11 protein-coding genes are annotated in these 15,949 nt (G+C 70.5%); 7 read left to right on the plus strand and 4 right to left on the minus strand.

All coding sequences use genetic code 11. The features are described from left to right. Positions 1-40: 40 nt before the first annotated feature. Positions 41-1,915, plus strand: coding sequence for an AMP-dependent synthetase/ligase (locus tag QF037_RS30840; protein ID WP_307030766.1), 1,875 nt, complete (start codon positions 41-43; stop codon positions 1,913-1,915). Between the two features lie 12 nt (positions 1,916-1,927). Here QF037_RS30840 and QF037_RS30845 read toward each other — a convergent pair whose 3' ends face one another. Together QF037_RS30845 and QF037_RS30850 are read right to left on the minus strand one after the other, a co-directional pair. Next, complete coding sequence (locus tag QF037_RS30845) at positions 1,928-2,491, minus strand: response regulator (RefSeq protein ID WP_307030768.1); 564 nt, start codon at positions 2,489-2,491, stop codon at positions 1,928-1,930. A 12-nt stretch (positions 2,492-2,503) separates the two neighbouring features. Further along, positions 2,504-6,679 carry a HAMP domain-containing protein gene (locus QF037_RS30850; protein ID WP_307030770.1) on the minus strand — a complete coding sequence of 1,392 codons (4,176 nt, stop codon included), beginning with the start codon at positions 6,677-6,679 and terminating at the stop codon, positions 2,504-2,506. A gap of 102 nt (positions 6,680-6,781) precedes the next feature. Here QF037_RS30850 and QF037_RS30855 point away from each other — a divergent pair, with 102 nt between their 5' ends. Both QF037_RS30855 and hemW read left to right on the plus strand, forming a co-directional pair. Then, positions 6,782-8,710 carry an ATP-binding SpoIIE family protein phosphatase gene (locus QF037_RS30855; protein ID WP_307030772.1) on the plus strand — a complete coding sequence of 643 codons (1,929 nt, stop codon included), beginning with the start codon at positions 6,782-6,784 and terminating at the stop codon, positions 8,708-8,710. Positions 8,711-8,746: 36 nt separating this feature from the next. Further along, complete coding sequence (gene hemW / locus QF037_RS30860) at positions 8,747-9,979, plus strand: radical SAM family heme chaperone HemW (RefSeq protein WP_307030774.1); 1,233 nt, start codon at positions 8,747-8,749, stop codon at positions 9,977-9,979. A gap of 102 nt (positions 9,980-10,081) precedes the next feature. On the opposite strand, the gene QF037_RS30865 is transcribed toward hemW, so the two are convergent. Next, on the minus strand, positions 10,082-10,885 hold the full coding sequence (locus QF037_RS30865; RefSeq protein ID WP_307030776.1) for a DUF3097 domain-containing protein: 804 nt from the start codon (positions 10,883-10,885) through the stop codon (positions 10,082-10,084). A gap of 31 nt (positions 10,886-10,916) precedes the next feature. Beyond that, the gene (locus tag QF037_RS30870; protein WP_307030778.1) at positions 10,917-11,648 is read right to left on the minus strand and encodes an MBL fold metallo-hydrolase; all 732 of its coding nucleotides are present in this window, start codon (positions 11,646-11,648) and stop codon (positions 10,917-10,919) included. 150 nt (positions 11,649-11,798) lie between these two features. Between QF037_RS30870 and hrcA the strand changes: the two genes are divergently transcribed. The 4 genes from hrcA (at position 11,799) to QF037_RS30890 (ending at position 15,932) form a co-directional block, all read left to right on the plus strand. Further along, on the plus strand, positions 11,799-12,815 hold the full coding sequence (hrcA, locus tag QF037_RS30875) for a heat-inducible transcriptional repressor HrcA (RefSeq protein WP_266892532.1): 1,017 nt from the start codon (positions 11,799-11,801) through the stop codon (positions 12,813-12,815). Next, complete coding sequence (gene dnaJ / locus QF037_RS30880) at positions 12,816-13,952, plus strand: molecular chaperone DnaJ (protein WP_266892534.1); 1,137 nt, start codon at positions 12,816-12,818, stop codon at positions 13,950-13,952. It abuts the gene before it with no gap. Positions 13,953-14,109: 157 nt separating this feature from the next. Further along, the gene (locus tag QF037_RS30885; protein WP_307030782.1) at positions 14,110-15,195 is read left to right on the plus strand and encodes a nitronate monooxygenase; all 1,086 of its coding nucleotides are present in this window, start codon (positions 14,110-14,112) and stop codon (positions 15,193-15,195) included. Continuing rightward, positions 15,192-15,932: a 16S rRNA (uracil(1498)-N(3))-methyltransferase gene (locus QF037_RS30890; RefSeq protein WP_307030784.1), complete on the plus strand. Its 741-nt coding sequence runs from the start codon at positions 15,192-15,194 to the stop codon at positions 15,930-15,932. The genes QF037_RS30885 and QF037_RS30890 overlap by 4 nt, the downstream gene beginning before the upstream one ends. Positions 15,933-15,949: the final 17 nt, after the last annotated feature.

Here is a 15,949-nt window from a genome sequence, read left to right on the forward strand (position 1 = left end):
TGAGCCAGCCGCCGCACCGTCGCGGGCCCCGGAGGATGTCGTGAGCGACACACAGACCCTGATCGAGAACCGTCCGCCGAGCGTGGCGTCCCTCTTCTTGGAGCGCGTTTCGGCCACTCCGGACGCCGAGGCGTACCGCTACCCCGTGCCCTCGGCCTCCGGCGAGGGTCCCGACGACTGGAAGTCGCTGAGCTGGGGGCAGACCGCCGAGCGGGTCTACGCCATCGCCGCCGGCCTGATCGAGCTCGGGGTGCAGCCCGAGCAGCGGGTCGCCCTGTCCTCCGCGACCCGGATCGAGTGGATCCTCGCGGACCTCGGCATCCTGTGCGCCGGTGCCGCCACGACCACGGTGTATCCGCAGACCAACGCCGACGAGTCCGCGTTCATCGTCGCCGACTCCGACAGCCGCGTGCTGTTCGCGGAGAACGCCGAGCAGCTGGCCAAGGCGCAGGAGAAGCGCGCCGAGCTGCCCGACCTGACCCATGTCGTGGTCATCGACGCCGAGGGCGTGGAGACCGGCGACTGGGTGCTGACCCTCGCCGAGCTGGAGGCCCGTGGCACGGCCCGCCTGGAGAAGGACCCCGACCTGATCAAGGAGCGGGTCGGCGCGATCACCAAGGACCAGCTCGCCACCCTCATCTACACCTCCGGCACCACCGGCCGCCCCAAGGGTGTCCGCCTGCCGCACGACAACTGGGCGTACATGGCGAAGGCGATCGCCGCGACCGGTCTGGTGAGCGTCGAGGACGTGCAGTACCTGTGGCTGCCGCTCGCGCACGTCTTCGGCAAGGTGCTCACCTCGGGGCAGATCGAGGTCGGTCACGTCACCGCCGTCGACGGCCGAGTCGACAAGATCATCGAGAATCTGCCGATCGTGCAGCCGACGTACATGGCGGCCGTCCCTCGTATCTTCGAGAAGGTCTACAACGGCATCGCCAACAAGGCCCGCGCGGGCGGCGGCGCCAAGTACAAGATCTTCCGCTGGGCCGCCGAGGTCGCCCGCGAGTACGCCAAGGTCGCCCAGGACAACTTCCGCCGCACCGGCACGGCGAGCGTCCCCTTCGGCCTCGCCGCCAAGCACGCGGTCGCCGACAAGCTGGTGTACGCCAAGATCCGCGAGGCCTTCGGCGGCAATCTGCGCGCCTGTGTCTCCGGCTCCGTGGCCCTCGCCCCCGAGATCGGGTTCTTCTTCTCCGGTGCCGGCATCCACATCCTCGAGGGCTACGGGCTGACCGAGTCCTCGGCTGCCTCCTTCGTGAACCCGGGCGAGGCGTACCGCACCGGCACGGTCGGCAAGCCGCTGCCCGGCACGGAGGTACGGATCGCGGAGGACGGCGAGATCCTGCTGCGCGGTCCCGGCATCATGGAGGGCTACCACCGGCTGCCGGAGAAGACCGCCGAGGTGCTGGAGGCCGACGGCTGGTTCCACACCGGCGACATCGGCGAGCTGTCGCCCGACGGCTACCTCCGCATCACCGACCGCAAGAAGGACCTCTTCAAGACCTCCGGCGGCAAGTACATCGCGCCCACCGAGGTCGAAGGACAGTTCAAGTCGGTGTGCCCGTACGTCTCCAACATCCTGGTGCACGGCGCCGACCGGAACTTCTGCACCGCCCTCATCGCCCTCGACGAGGTGTCGATCCTCGGCTGGGCGAAGGAGAACGGCCTGGAGGGCAAGTCGTACGCCGAGGTCGTGGCCGCGCCGGCCACCGTCGAGATGATCGAGGGCCACATCAAGGAACTCAACGAGGGTCTCCAGCGCTGGCAGACCATCAAGAAGTTCCGGCTGCTGCCGCGTGACCTCGACGTCGAGCACGGCGAGATCACTCCGAGCCTCAAGCTGAAGCGGCCGGTGGTGGAGCGGGAGTACAAGCACCTCATCGACGAGATGTACGCCGGGGCTCGCGAGGCGTAGGGGCGTGGGGCGTTACAGGCGCCCTCCGCCGACCAGTCGGCGTATCTCCCGGACCTGTGTGCGCAGTGCCGCCAGGTCCGGGGGGTTCTCTCCGGAGAGTTGCTTCTCCAGTTCGGCCAGTCGGGTGTTCACCTCGCCCTGGTCCTGGGCCAGCAGTCGCTTCAGTTGCTGGTTCTTGCGGTGCAGGTCCAGGAAGACGGTGACCTTCGCCCGGAGCACCCAGGGGTCGAAGGGCTTGGTCAGATAGTCCGCGGCGCCGGTCGCGTAGCCGCGGAAGGCGTAGCCGGAGTCGTCCTCCGCGCCGGTCAGGAAGATGATCGGGACGTCCTTGGTCTGATCGAGCCGTTTGATGTTCGCGGCGGTCTCGAAGCCGTCCATGCCCGGCATGCGGACGTCGAGCAGGACGAGGGCGAACTGCTGCCGCAGCAGTGCCTTCATGGCCTCCTCGCCCGAACGTGCGCGGACGAGCGGCTCGTTGAGGGACCCCAGGACGGCCTCCAGGGCGACCAGGTTGTCCTCCATGTCGTCGACGAGGAGGATGCTGGCGCGCTCTTCGGTCGTTGCCTCAGCGCTCATGGTGACTGTGCCTCATTCAGTCGTCGGCGGGACCGGCACTTCGCCTGTCATGCCCGGTTCCGCTGCGTCGGTCACCGCGTCGGCCGCGGGCCCCTGGGTGCCATCGTCGCCCTGCGGGCCCTCCGGGTCGAGGAGCGCGCACACGACGGTCAGCAGCTGGTCCACGTCGACCGGCTTGGGTACGTAGTCGTTGGCGCCCCGCGCGATCGACTTCTCCCGGTCGCCCGGCATCGCCTTCGCGGTCAGCGCGACGATCGGCAGGCCCGTCCAGCGCGGGGTGCGGCGGATGGCGGCGATCGTCTCGTAACCGTCCATCTCCGGCATCATGATGTCCATCAGGACGAGCTCGACGTCCGGGTTGCGCTCCAGCGTCTCGATGCCCTCCCGGCCGTTCTCGGCGTAGAGGACGGGCATGCCGACCCGGCCCAGGACATGGGTCAGCGCGAAGACGTTGCGGATGTCGTCGTCGACGATCAGCACCCGCCGCCCGGGCAGCACCTGTCCCGCCCGGCCCCTCTTCCACGCCTCCAGTTTGGTGGGCGTCGGCCAGGAGTCGTCCACCTCGGCGGAGGTGAAGAGCTCGGTCGACGGCTGTTCCGGTACCGGCAGGGTGTGTTCCTCGGGGGTGGGGCCGGTCGCCGCGTGGCCGGGGCTGACCACGGGGACGTACAGCGTGAACGTGGAGCCCTTGCCGGGCTCGCTCTCGGCGACGATCCGGCCACCGAGCAGACCGGCGATCTCGCGGCTGATCGACAGACCGAGGCCGGTGCCGCCGTACTTGCGGTTGGTGGTGCCGTCGGCCTGCTGGAACGCCTCGAAGATCACCGGCAGCTTCTCCTGCGCGATGCCGATGCCGGTGTCGCTGACGGAGAACGCGATCACCTGACCGCTGTCGCGGACGTGGTGGAGCTCGGTGTCCGTGACCCGGTTGACGCGCAGCTCGACCCGGCCCGACGCGGTGAACTTGATCGCGTTGGAGAGCAGGTTGCGCAGGATCTGCTGGAGCCGCTGCTCGTCCGAGTACATCTCGCGCGGCACGTCCTCGCCGACCGCCAATTCGAAGGCGAGCCCCCGGTCGATGGTGACTGGGCGGAAGGTGGCGTGGACGTAGTCGAGCAGCTTGATCAGCGGCAGCTTCTTCGGGCGTACGTCCATCCGGCCCGCCTCGATCTTCGACAGGTCGAGGATGTCGTTGATCAGCTGGAGGAGGTCCGAGCCCGAGCGGTGGATCGTCGTCGCGAACTGCACCTCCTGGTCGGAGAGATGGCCGTCGGGGTTGTCAGAGAGCAGCCGGGCCAGGATCAGCAGGGAGTTGAGCGGGGTGCGCAGCTCGTGCGACATGTTCGCCAGGAACTCCGACTTGTACTGGGAGCTGGTCGCCAACAGGGCCGCCTTCTCCTCCAGTTCGGCATTCGAGCGCTGCAACTCCGCCTGCTGTTTCTGCAGTTCGTCGGAGCGCTCCTGGAGCTGGCGGGCCAGGCGCTGGGACTCGCCGAGCAGGGACTCCGTACGGGAGTTGGCGATGATCGTGTTGATCGCGACGGCGATGGTGTTCACGAACTGGTCGAAGAAGGCGAGATGGACGTCGGAGAAGCGGGAGAACGACGCCAGCTCGATCACGCCGAGGAGCTTGTCCTCGAAGAGGATCGGGATGATGACCACGCTGGTGGGCGCCGCCTCACCGAGCCCGCTGTTGATCTTGATGTAGTCCGGCGGGGCCTCCTCGACCAGGATCCGCTTCTTCTCGCGGGCGGCCTGCCGGACCAGGCCGTGCACCGGGAGGCCGCCGGTCTCCATGGTCGCGCCCTGCGCCGAGCCGTAACCGGCGATGAACGCGAGTCCCTTCGCGGGAACGGTGGTCCGCAGAGCCGCACTGTCCTCGTCGGGGTCGGCCAGGAAGAACGCGCCGTACTGGGCGTTCACCAGCGGGGTCAGCTCGCGCAGCAGCAGGTCGGCGACCTCCATCAGGTCCCGGTGGCCCTGCATCAGCGCGGCCAGGCGGGCCAGGTTGGACTCCAGCCAGTCCTTGGCGCGGGTGGTCTCGCGGAGGTTGGCCACCATCAGGTTGATGTTGTCCTTGAGTTCGGTGACCTCGCCCTGGGTCTCCACCGTGATCGAGCGGGACATGTCGCCCTGGGCCACCGCGGAGGCGACCTCGGCGATCGCGCGGACCTGGGTGGTCAGGTTCAGGGCGAGCTCGTTCACGTTCGTCGTCAGACGCTTCCAGGTGCCGTAGACGCCCTCGACCCGGGCCTGGCCGCCGAGCTGGCCCTCGGAGCCGACCTCGCGGGCCACGCGGGTGACCTCGGAGGAGAAGGAGGACAGCGTGTCGACCATGGTGTTGATGGCGGTCTTCAGCTCCAGGATCTCGCCCCGGGCGTCCACGTCGATCTTCTTGGAGAGGTCGCCGTTGGCGACGGCCGTGGTCACCTGGGCGATGTTGCGGACCTGCGAAGTGAGGTTGTCCGCCATGTAGTTGACGTTGTCCGTCAGGTCCCGCCACACCCCGGACACGCCCAGTACCTGGGCGCGGCCGCCGAGCCGGCCGTCGGTGCCGACCTCGCGGGCCACCCGGGTGACCTCGTCGGCGAAGGCGCGCAGCTGCTCCACCATCGTGTTGACGGTGTCCTTGAGTTCGAGGATCTCGCCGCGCGCGTCCACGGTGATCTTCTTGGAGAGGTCGCCGTTGGCGACCGCGGTCGTCACCTGGGCGATGTTGCGGACCTGCGAAGTCAGGTTCAGAGCCATGAAGTTGACGTTGTCGGTGAGGTCCTTCCAGACACCCGACACACCTCGCACCTGCGCCTGGCCGCCGAGATTGCCTTCGGTGCCGACCTCGCGGGCCACCCGGGTGACCTCGTCGGCGAAGGCGGAGAGCTGGTCGACCATCGTGTTGATGGTGGACTTGAGCTCCAGGATCTCGCCCTTCGCCTCCACCGTGATCTTCTTGCCGAGGTCGCCCTGGGCCACAGCGGTGGAGACCAGGGCGATGTTGCGGACCTGCGAAGTGAGGTTGTCCGCCATGAAGTTGACGTTGTCGGTGAGGTCCTTCCAGACACCGCTCACCCCCCGCACCTGAGCGCGCCCGCCGAGGTTGCCCTCGGTGCCGACTTCGCGGGCCACGCGGGTGACCTCGTCGGCGAAGGCGGAGAGCTGGTCGACCATCGTGTTGATGGTGGACTTCAGCTCCAGGATCTCGCCCTGCGCGTCGACGGTGATCTTCTGGCTCAGGTCGCCGTTGGCGACGGCGGTCGTGACCTGGGCTATGTTCCGCACCTGCGAGGTCAGGTTCGACGCCATGAAGTTGACGTTGTCGGTGAGGTCCTTCCACACCCCCGACACGCCCCGCACCTGGGCCCGGCCGCCCAACTGGCCCTCGGTGCCGACCTCGCGGGCGACCCGGGTGACCTCGTCGGCGAAGGCGGAGAGCTGGTCCACCATCGTGTTCACGGTCAGCTTCAGCTCGAGCAGCTCACCGGTGGCCTCGACGGTGACCGAACGGGTCAGGTCGCCGCGCGCCACCGACGTGGTCACCAGGGCGATGTCCCGCACCTGGGCCGTCAGCCGGGACGCCATGGTGTTGACCGCCTCGGTCACATCCCGCCAACTTCCCGACAGCCCTTGCACCTTGGCCCGACCGCCCAGCCGCCCCTCGGTGCCGACCTCGCGCGCCACCCGGGTCACCTCGCCGGTGAACAACGACAACTGGTCGACCATCCTGTTCACGGCCCGCCCCAGCCGCCGCAGATCACCGCGCAACTGGCGGTTGCCGTCGTGCAGGTCGACCCGCTGGGTCAGATCGCCGCCGGCCACCGCGTCCAGGACCCGGGTCGCGTTCGCCGCCGGGGCCACCAGGGCGTCCAGCAGCTGGTTCACATCGCTGACCCGGGACGCCCAGGCGCCCGCCCCGGGGCTCGGCGAGAGCCGCTCGTCGAGCCGGCCGTATCGCACCAACTCCCTTTTCACCCGCTGGACTTCGGTGGTGAAGTGGACATTGCGGTCGACCAGTTGATTGAAGATCGCGGCCAGTTCGGCCGTGACGCCATGGGCGCCGGTCTCCGTCACCTTCGCGAAGTGCCCGTCCCGGGCGGCCGTCATCGCGGCGAGTAGCGGACGCAGATCCGATGCTCGAATCTGGTCATCTTTCTGTCCGTCTTCGAGCACACGCGTAGCACTGTTCTCACTCATGGCGGCCCACTTCAGTAACTCGGCGCTTATGGGCGGGGCCAGTCTGTCACTCTGTCCGCACTGACCGAGGTGTATTCGTCCGAACTGCTCGGGGAGCGGGACATGGGGGCCATTCCGGCACAACGGGAGACCGATCCCGGTACGTGTGACGCCCCCGTGCGCAGGAGTGTGCTTCCGTACGCCCGGGCGCACGCCACCCTCGCGGGCAGCCCCCTCGCACCGAGCGCCGCCCGCGCCCTTCTGCGCGCCGCCCTCTCCGAGTGGGCCGAACTGGGCCTGCCCGACACGGCACCGCTCACCGACCGGCTCGCCGACGACGCCGTCGTGGTCGTCAGCGAACTCGTCACCAACGCGGTCGTGCACGCCGGCACCGACGTCGATCTGGAGTGCCGCCTGGAGACGGAGACCGGTGCCCTCGTCGTCGAGGTCGCCGACCAGCACCCCTCGCGCGCCCCGCGCGACGGCACCGGCGAACCGTCGTACGAGACACCGGAGTACGGCCGCGGACTGCGCCTCGTCGCCACCCTCGCCGAGTCCTGGGGCATCACCTACCGCAAGGGCACCAAGACCGTGTGGGCGCGGCTGACCGAGGAGGACAGCGCGGCCGTCGGGCAGAGCGGACCGTACGCGGGGCAGGACGGGGTGTACGCGGGGGCGCACGGCCTGGAGATCGCCGCGGTCCTCGCCCCCGAGCCCCGGCGCACCGAACGCGACCGGGACTGGCTCAACCGCGGCGCCCTGTCCTTCCTCGCCGAGGCCTCCGACCTGCTCGCCGGACAGCTCGACGAGGACCTGGTCGCCGCCCTCGCCGGACAGCTGATCGTGCCGCGGCTCGCCGACTGGTGCGCGGTGTGGCTGGAGGACGAGCACATGGGGCGCGGCGGCGTCTGGGGCAGCGAGGGGACCGGCGGGGCGGGCCCACGGCTCGCCCGCGTCTGGCACGGCCACGAGAGCCGTATCGAGGAACTGCGCCGGGCCCTGGAGAAGGACCCGCCCAGACCGGTGGACCCGCCGCGTTCCGGGCCCGTGCCGTTCCCCTGGCCCGGTGACGCGCTGGGCGAGCGCGGGGCGCGCGGCACGGCACTGGCGTACCGGCTGATCGCGGGCGGGCGGCCGCTCGGCACGCTTGTCATCGGACGGTCCGGGCTGCTCCGCTTCCCCGACGAGATCACCGGCCTGGTCGAGGACCTCGGCCGCCGGGTCGCCCTCGCCATCGGCGCGGCCCGCCAGTACGCCCGCCAGGCCACCATCAGCGCCATCCTCCAGCGCGGGCTGCTGCCCGGCGCGGTCGCGGAGATCCCCGGGATGCGCAGCGCGCTGGTGTACGAGCCGTGCGACAAGGGCGGTCCCAGCGGCGACTTCTACGACCTCTTCCCGGCCGGCGACGGCCGCTGGTGCTTCGCCGTCGGCGACGTCCAGGGCAAGGGCCCCGAGGCCGCCGTGGTGATCGGCCTGGCCCGCCCCTGGCTACGGCTCCTCGCCCGCGAGGGCTACCGCGTCGCCGACGTCCTGGACCGCCTCAACCAGCTGCTCCTCGACGACGCCACGGAGGCCGCCGACGCCGCCGCCCGCGCACTGATCGCCGCGGGCGGCCGGTCCCTGACCGGCGACGGCCCCCAGACCCGCTTCCTCTCCCTCCTCTACGGCGAGCTGGCCCCCTTCGACGGCGGCGTGCGCTGCACCCTCGCCTCCGCCGGGCATCCACTCCCGCTGCTCCTCGGCGCGGGAGGCGAGGTCCGCACCGTGGCCCGGCCGCAGACCCTGCTCGGGGTCGTCGAGGACGAGACGTACACCAGCGAGACCTTCGAGCTGCGACCCGGCGACACCCTGCTCGCCGTCACCGACGGGGTGACGGAGCGGCGCTGCGGCCCCCGCCAGTTCGACGACGGCGACGGACTCGCGACGGCGCTCGCCGACTGTGCCGGGCTCACCGCCCCGCTGATCGCGGAGCGCGTCAGACGGATGGTGCACGAGTTCGGCGTAGGACCGCCCGAGGACGATCTCGCGCTGCTGGTGCTTCAGGCGGAGTAGCCGGAGCAGTCGCCACGGTCCTGGACAATGGAGGACATGCCTTCCGCACTCCCCGACGGCGAGCCCGTCCCCGACGACGGCGCGCTCCCCGCGTCCGCACTCGCCGGGGCCGAGGCCCGCCCCCTCGGGTTCTACCTGCACGTTCCGTACTGCGCGACCCGCTGCGGCTACTGCGACTTCAACACCTACACGGCGACCGAGCTGCGCGGCACGGGCGGTGTGCTGGCCTCCCGCGACAACTACGCCGACACCCTGATCGACGAGATCCGGCTGGCCCGCAAGGTCCTCGGCGACGACCCGCGCCAGGTCCGCACGGTGTTCGTCGGCGGCGGTACGCCGACCCTGCTGGCCGCGGACGACCTCGTACGGATGCTGGCGGCGATCCGTGACGAGTTCGGGCTGGCGCCGGACGCGGAGATCACGACGGAGGCGAACCCGGAGTCCGTGGACCCGGCATATCTGGCCACCCTGCGGCAGGGCGGCTTCAACCGGATCTCCTTCGGCATGCAGAGCGCGCGGCAGCACGTGCTGAAGGTGCTCGACCGCACCCACACCCCGGGCCGCCCCGAGGCGTGCGTGGCGGAGGCCCGGGCGGCCGGGTTCTCGCACGTCAACCTGGACCTGATCTACGGCACTCCCGGTGAGTCGGACGACGACTGGCGGGCGTCCCTGGAGGCGGCGATCGGTGCGGGACCGGACCACGTCAGCGCGTACGCCCTGATCGTCGAGGAGGGCACCCAGCTGGCCCGTCGTATCCGGCGCGGCGAGGTCCCGATGACCGACGACGACGTCCACGCGGACCGCTACCTCATCGCGGAGTCGGTGCTGTCCGAGGCGGGCTACGACTGGTACGAGGTGTCGAACTGGGCCACCTCGGAGGCGGGCCGCTGCCTCCACAACGAGCTGTACTGGCGCGGCGCCGACTGGTGGGGCGCGGGCCCCGGCGCGCACTCCCACGTGGGCGGGGTGCGCTGGTGGAACGTGAAGCATCCGGGGGCGTACGCCGGGGCGCTGGCGGCGGGTCGGTCGCCGGGGGCGGGCCGTGAGCTCCTGTCCGAGGAGGACCGACGGGTCGAGCGGATCCTGCTGGAGCTGCGGCTTCTGGAGGGGGTGCCGTTGTCGCTGCTGCGGGAGGAGGGGCTCCGGGCCTCCCGCCGGGCTCTGTCGGACGGGCTTCTCCAGGAGGAGCCGTATGGCGCGGGGCGTGCGGTGCTCACCCTGCGGGGACGGCTGCTGGCGGATGCGGTGGTGCGGGACCTGGTGGACTAGGCGCCCTGTGGGGTGCGGGGCATTGTCGTCTGGCGGCTGCGGGCTCGTCGTGGCTGGTCGCGCAGTTCCCCGCGCCCCTGAGGCGGGTGCGGTTCGCGTTTCTTAGGACGTTACGAAGTCGATCAGTTCCTCTACCCGTCCCAGCAGTTCCGGCTCCAGGTCCTTGTAAGAGTTCACCCGCTTCAGGATCGCCTGCCACACCGCGCCCGTGTTCTCCGAGGGCCAGCCCAGGGCCCGGCACACGCCCGTCTTCCAGTCCTGGCCGTGGGGGACGCGTGGCCAGGAATCGATGCCCAGGGACGACGGCTTCACCGCCTCCCAGATGTCGATGTACGGGTGGCCGACGACGAGGGCGTGGTCGCTGGTCACCGACTGTGCGATGCGCCACTCCTTCGTGCCCGGCACCAAGTGGTCCACCAGGACGCCCAGACGGGCGTCCGGGCCCGGCGCGAACTCCTCGACGATCGACGGGAGGTCGTCGACGCCCTCCAGGTACTCCACGACCACGCCCTCGATGCGCAGGTCGTCGCCCCAGACCCTCTCCACCAGTTCCGCGTCGTGCCGGCCCTCGACGTAGATCCGGCCGGCGCGGGCGACGCGGGCGCGGGCGCCGGGGACGGCCACCGAGCCGGATGCCGTACGGGTGGGACGTAGCGGCGCCTGACCGGTGGGACGTACGAGCGTCACCACCCGGCCCTCCAGCAGGAAGCCCCTCGGCTCCATCGGGAACACCCGGTGCTTGCCGAAGCGGTCCTCCAGGGTCACCGTGCCCGCCTCGCAGCGGATCACCGCACCGCAGAAACCGGTGCCGGGTTCCTCGACCACCAGGCCGGGCTCCGCCGGGACCTCGGGGACGGGCTTCGGCTTCTTCCAGGGAGGGGTCAGGTCGGCGGAGTACTGGCGCATTCGGATGACGATAGGAGAAGTGCGCCGTCACCTAACGCGACACGCCGAAGCGGGTCGCCAGGGCGTCGCGCTGCCGTCGTACGAACGCCGCGTCCACCACCGCTCCGTGACCGGGTACGTACAGCGCGTCCTCGCCGCCCAGGTCCAGAAGCCGGTCCAGCGCCGCCGGCCAGTGCGACGGTACGGCGTCGGGGCCCGCCTGCGGTTCGCCGGACTCCTCGACCAGGTCGCCGCAGAAGACCACCTCGGGGGAGCCCGGGACCAGGACCACGAGGTCGTGGCCGGTATGGCCGGGGCCGACGTTCGCCAGCAGGACCTGGCGGCCGCCGCCGAGGTCGAGGGTCCACTCGCCGGAGACATGATGGCGGGGGCGGGGCAGGGCGTCGACCGCCTCGTCGGCCAGTGCCGGGTCCAGGCCGTTGTGGATCGCGTCCGCGCGCAGCGCCTCGCGGGCCTGGTGCTGGTCGAACAGCGCGTCCATGCCCACCGGCCCGTACACCTCGGCCCCCGCGAACGCCGCCGCCCCGAAGACATGGTCGAAGTGGGGATGGGTCAGCGCGAGATGAGTCACACGCTGCCCGGCGAGCGATTCGGCATGCGCCCGCAGCCGCGCGCCCTCGCCGAGGCTCGATCCGGCGTCGATCAGCAGAGCGGTCCCCGAACCGACGACCAGCCCCGCTGTGCAGTCCCAGCCCGGCAGCCGGCACCGCCCGACCCCGGTCGCAACCCGCTCCCACCCCAGCTCTTCCCAAGTCACCGTCATACGGCGACGCTAGCCGTAGGAGCGGTCGCGGCAGGGCCGACCTTGCCCGGGCGGTACCCCACCGCCGTACACTGGGCCGGGGGATGCTGGCACTCGGACGGACAGAGTGCCAGGCAAGCACAGCGGGAACGACTTCTGGAGGTGTGCGCGATGCTGAGTGAACGCAGGCTTCAGGTGCTGCGCGCCATCGTCCAGGACTATGTGGGCACCGAGGAGCCGGTCGGTTCCAAGGCCCTCACCGAGCGGCACAGTCTCGGCGTCTCTCCTGCGACGATCCGCAACGACATGGCGGCCCTGGAGGACGAGGGGTTCATCGCCCAGCCGCACACCAGTGCCGGGCGGATCCCCACGGACAAGGGCTACCGGCTGTTCGTCGACAAGCTCGCGGGCGTCAAGCCGATGACCGCGCCCGAGCGGCGCGCCATCCAGAACTTCCTCGACGGCGCCGTCGATCTCGACGATGTGGTGGCGCGGACCGTACGGCTGCTCGCGCAGCTCACACGGCAGGTCGCGGTGGTGCAGTACCCCTCGCTCACCCGGTCCACCGTGCGCCATGTCGAACTGCTCGCGCTCGCACCCGCACGCCTGATGCTCGTGCTGATCACGGACACCGGGCGGGTCGAGCAGCGGATGATCGACTGCCCGGCGCCCTTCGGCGAGACGTCCCTCGCCGATCTGCGGGCGCGGCTCAACAGCAAGGTCGCGGGCCGGCGCTTCAGCGATGTGCCGATGCTCGTCGAGGACCTCCCCGAGGGCTTCGACCTGGAGGACCGCGGCACCGTCTCGACCGTGCTCTCCACCCTTCTGGAGACACTCGTCGAGGAGAATGAGGAGCGGTTGATGATCGGCGGAACCGCCAATCTCACCCGCTTCGGACATGACTTCCCCCTCACTATCCGTCCGGTGCTCGAAGCCCTCGAGGAGCAGGTCGTGCTCCTCAAGTTGCTTGGTGAGGCCGGGGATTCGGGCATGACCGTACGCATCGGTCATGAGAACGCCTATGAGGGACTCAACTCCACGTCTGTCGTGTCGGTCGGCTACGGTTCGGGCGGCGAGGCAGTAGCCAAGCTCGGCGTGGTCGGACCGACCCGCATGGATTACCCGGGAACGATGGGAGCGGTACGCGCAGTGGCACGGTACGTCGGACAGATCCTGGCGGAGTCGTAAGTGGCCACGGACTACTACGCCGTTCTCGGCGTGCGTCGCGACGCGTCGCAGGAAGAGATCAAGAAGGCCTTCCGTCGGCTCGCACGCGAGCTGCACCCGGATGTCAACCCTGATCCGAAGACCCAGGAGCGGTTCAAGGAGATCAACGCCGCTTACGAGGTGCTCTCGGACCCGCAGAAGAAGCAGGTCTACGACCTCGGCGGCGACCCCCTGTCCCAGGCGGGCGGCGGTGGCGCGGGCGGCTTCGGAGCCGGCGGGTTCGGGAACTTCTCGGACATCATGGACGCGTTCTTCGGTACGGCGTCGCAGCGGGGTCCGCGGTCGCGTACGCGGCGGGGCCAGGACGCGATGATCCGGCTGGAGATCGAGCTGGACGAGGCGGCCTTCGGCACGACGAAGGACATCCAGGTCGACACGGCGATCGTGTGCACCACCTGTAGTGGTGAGGGCGCGGCGCCGGGGACCTCCGCCCAGACGTGTGACATGTGCCGCGGACGCGGTGAGGTGTCGCAGGTGACGCGGTCGTTCCTGGGGCAGGTCATGACGTCCCGGCCGTGTCCGCAGTGCCAGGGGTTCGGGACGGTCGTTCCGACGCCGTGCCCCGAGTGCGCGGGCGACGGTCGCGTACGGTCCCGTCGCACCCTCACGGTCAAGATTCCGGCCGGTGTGGACAACGGCACGCGGATCCAGCTCGCCGGTGAGGGTGAGGTCGGTCCCGGTGGGGGGCCCGCCGGTGACCTGTACGTCGAGATCCACGAGCTGCCGCACTCGCAGTTCCAGCGGCGTGGTGACGATCTGCACTGCACGGTCACGCTCCCGATGACCGCGGCGTCTCTCGGCACCAAGGTCCCGCTGGAGACGCTGGACGGGCTGGAGGAGGTCGACATCCGGCCGGGCACGCAGTCCGGGCAGTCGATCCCGCTGCACGCGCGTGGTGTCACGCATCTGCGCGGCGGCGGCCGCGGTGACCTCATCGTCCATGTCGAGGTGCAGACGCCGAACAAGCTGGATCCGGAGCAGGAGCGGTTGCTGCGGGAGCTGGCGAAGCTGCGCGGTGAGGAGCGGCCCACGGGGCAGTTCCAGCCCGGGCAGCAGGGGTTGTTCTCGCGGTTGAAGGACGCCTTCAACGGTCGGTGAGCGGGGTGGCTGCGGGGCCTCGTTCAAGCGCCGGACGGGCCGGTTTTCGTTGGTCCGCGTCGAGCGGTCGAGGCCCTCACCCCGCGCCCATTCCGCTGTCCTATGCCAGTGGAAGGCCGGATTCGGACTTGTTCGGAGGACGTGACAACATGCGGTCATGTCCTCCGCGCTGACCGATCTTTTCCCGCATCCGATCGTGCAGGCCCCCATGGCGGGCGGCGTCTCCGTGCCGCAGCTCGCGGCCGCCGTGTCCGATGCCGGGGGGCTCGGGTTTCTTGCCGCCGGGTACAAGACGGCGGACGGGTTGTACCAGGAGATCAAGCAGCTGCGGGGGCTGACCGGGCGGCCTTTCGGGGTCAATCTGTTCATGCCGCAGCCGGAGTATGCCGACCCGGCCGCCGTCGAGGTGTACGCGCACCAGCTGTCCGGCGAGGCCTCCTGGTACGAGACCGAGCTCGGGGACCCCGACAGCGGACGTGACGACGGATACGACGCCAAGCTCGCCGTACTGCTCGACAACCCGGTGCCGGTGGTCTCCTTCCACTTCGGCGTGCCCAGCAGCGAGGTGCTGGAGTCCCTGCGGCGCGCAGGAACCTTCACCCTCGTCACCGCGACGACCGCCGAGGAGGCCCTCGCCGTGCAGCGGGCCGGTGCCGACGCGGTCATCGCGCAGGGCGTGGAGGCCGGCGGGCACCAGGGGACCCACCGCGACATCCCGGAGAACGACGGGACCGGGATAGGGCTGCTGTCCCTCGTCGGGCAGATCCGCGAGACCGTCGGCATCCCCGTCGTCGCCGCCGGCGGCATCATGCGCGGCAGCCAGATCGCCGCCGTCCTCGCGGCAGGCGCCGCCGCCGCCCAGCTCGGCACCGCCTTCCTCGCCACCACGGAGTCCGGCGCCGCACCCATCCACAAGCAGGCGCTCACCAACCCCCTGTTCGTCCGCACCGAGTTGACCCGTGCCTTCTCCGGCCGCCCCGCCCGCGGGCTCGTCAACCGCTTCCTGCGCGAGCACGGCCGGTACGCCCCCGCCGCCTACCCGGAGATCCACCACCTCACCTCCCCGCTGCGGAAGGCCGCCGCCAAGGCCAAGGACGCCCAGGGCATGGCCCTGTGGGCCGGCCAGGGCCACCGCATGGCGCGCGAGCTGCCCGCCGGGCGGCTGGTGGAGGTACTGGTCGCCGAACTCGCCGACGCCCAGACAGCGTTGTCGGTCTTCCCGAAGGGCGATGAGCTGCGATGACGGCTCCCGTGTTCGTGGTCGGGCACTTCGACGCCGGGGCCGGCGGACGCTACGTCCTGGAGGGGCCCGAGGGACGGCACGCGGTCTCCGTGAAGCGGCTCCAGCCCGGCGAGGAAGTCGTCCTCACCGACGGCGCGGGTCGCTACGCGGTGTGCGACGTGATCGGCACCGAGGGCAAGGACCGGCTGATCGTCCACATGACCTCGGTGTCCGAGGAGCCGGCGGAGTCCCCCCGTGTCACCGTCGTCCAGGCCCTCCCCAAGGGCGACCGCGGGGAGCTGGCCGTCGAGACCATGACCGAGACCGGCGTCGACGCGATCGTGCCCTGGCAGGCCTCCCGCTGCATCACCCAGTGGAAGGGCGACCGCGGACTGAAGGCCCTCACCAAGTGGCGGTCCACCGCCCGCGAGGCCGGCAAGCAGTCCCGGCGGTTCCGCTTCCCCGAGGTCGCGGACCTGGCCACGTCCAAGCAGGTCGCGGCGCTGCTCGCCGAGGCCGACTTCGCCGCCGTACTCCACGAGAGCGGTGACGAACCGCTCGCCACCGTCGAACTCCCCGCCGAGGGCGACATCGTGCTCGTCGTCGGGCCCGAAGGGGGCGTCTCCCCCGAGGAGTTGGCGCTGTTCGAGGAGGCGGGCGCAAAGCCGTACGTCCTCGGGCGTACCGTGCTGCGTACATCGACCGCCGGGACCGCCGCGACCGCCGTGCTCCTCGCGCGCACCGGCCGCTGGTCCTGAGAACCAGAGGGAACGCC

It is taken from the genome of Streptomyces canus (genome assembly GCF_030815415.1).
Classification (GTDB): domain Bacteria; phylum Actinomycetota; class Actinomycetes; order Streptomycetales; family Streptomycetaceae; genus Streptomyces; species Streptomyces canus_F.

Excerpts from the sequence above, each read along its gene's own strand:
- QF037_RS30845 (WP_307030768.1), bottom strand. The coding sequence starts at position 2,491 with ATGAGCGCTGAGGCAACGACCGAAGAGCGCGCCAGCATCCTCCTCGTC.
- QF037_RS30850 (WP_307030770.1), bottom strand. The coding sequence starts at position 6,679 with ATGAGTGAGAACAGTGCTACGCGTGTGCTCGAAGACGGACAGAAAGAT.
- QF037_RS30855 (WP_307030772.1), top strand. The coding sequence starts at position 6,782 with ATGGGGGCCATTCCGGCACAACGGGAGACCGATCCCGGTACGTGTGAC.
- hemW (WP_307030774.1), top strand. The coding sequence starts at position 8,747 with ATGCCTTCCGCACTCCCCGACGGCGAGCCCGTCCCCGACGACGGCGCG.
- QF037_RS30865 (WP_307030776.1), bottom strand. The coding sequence starts at position 10,885 with ATGCGCCAGTACTCCGCCGACCTGACCCCTCCCTGGAAGAAGCCGAAG.
- QF037_RS30870 (WP_307030778.1), bottom strand. The coding sequence starts at position 11,648 with ATGACGGTGACTTGGGAAGAGCTGGGGTGGGAGCGGGTTGCGACCGGG.
- hrcA (WP_266892532.1), top strand. The coding sequence starts at position 11,799 with ATGCTGAGTGAACGCAGGCTTCAGGTGCTGCGCGCCATCGTCCAGGAC.
- QF037_RS30885 (WP_307030782.1), top strand. The coding sequence starts at position 14,110 with ATGTCCTCCGCGCTGACCGATCTTTTCCCGCATCCGATCGTGCAGGCC.
- QF037_RS30890 (WP_307030784.1), top strand. The coding sequence starts at position 15,192 with ATGACGGCTCCCGTGTTCGTGGTCGGGCACTTCGACGCCGGGGCCGGC.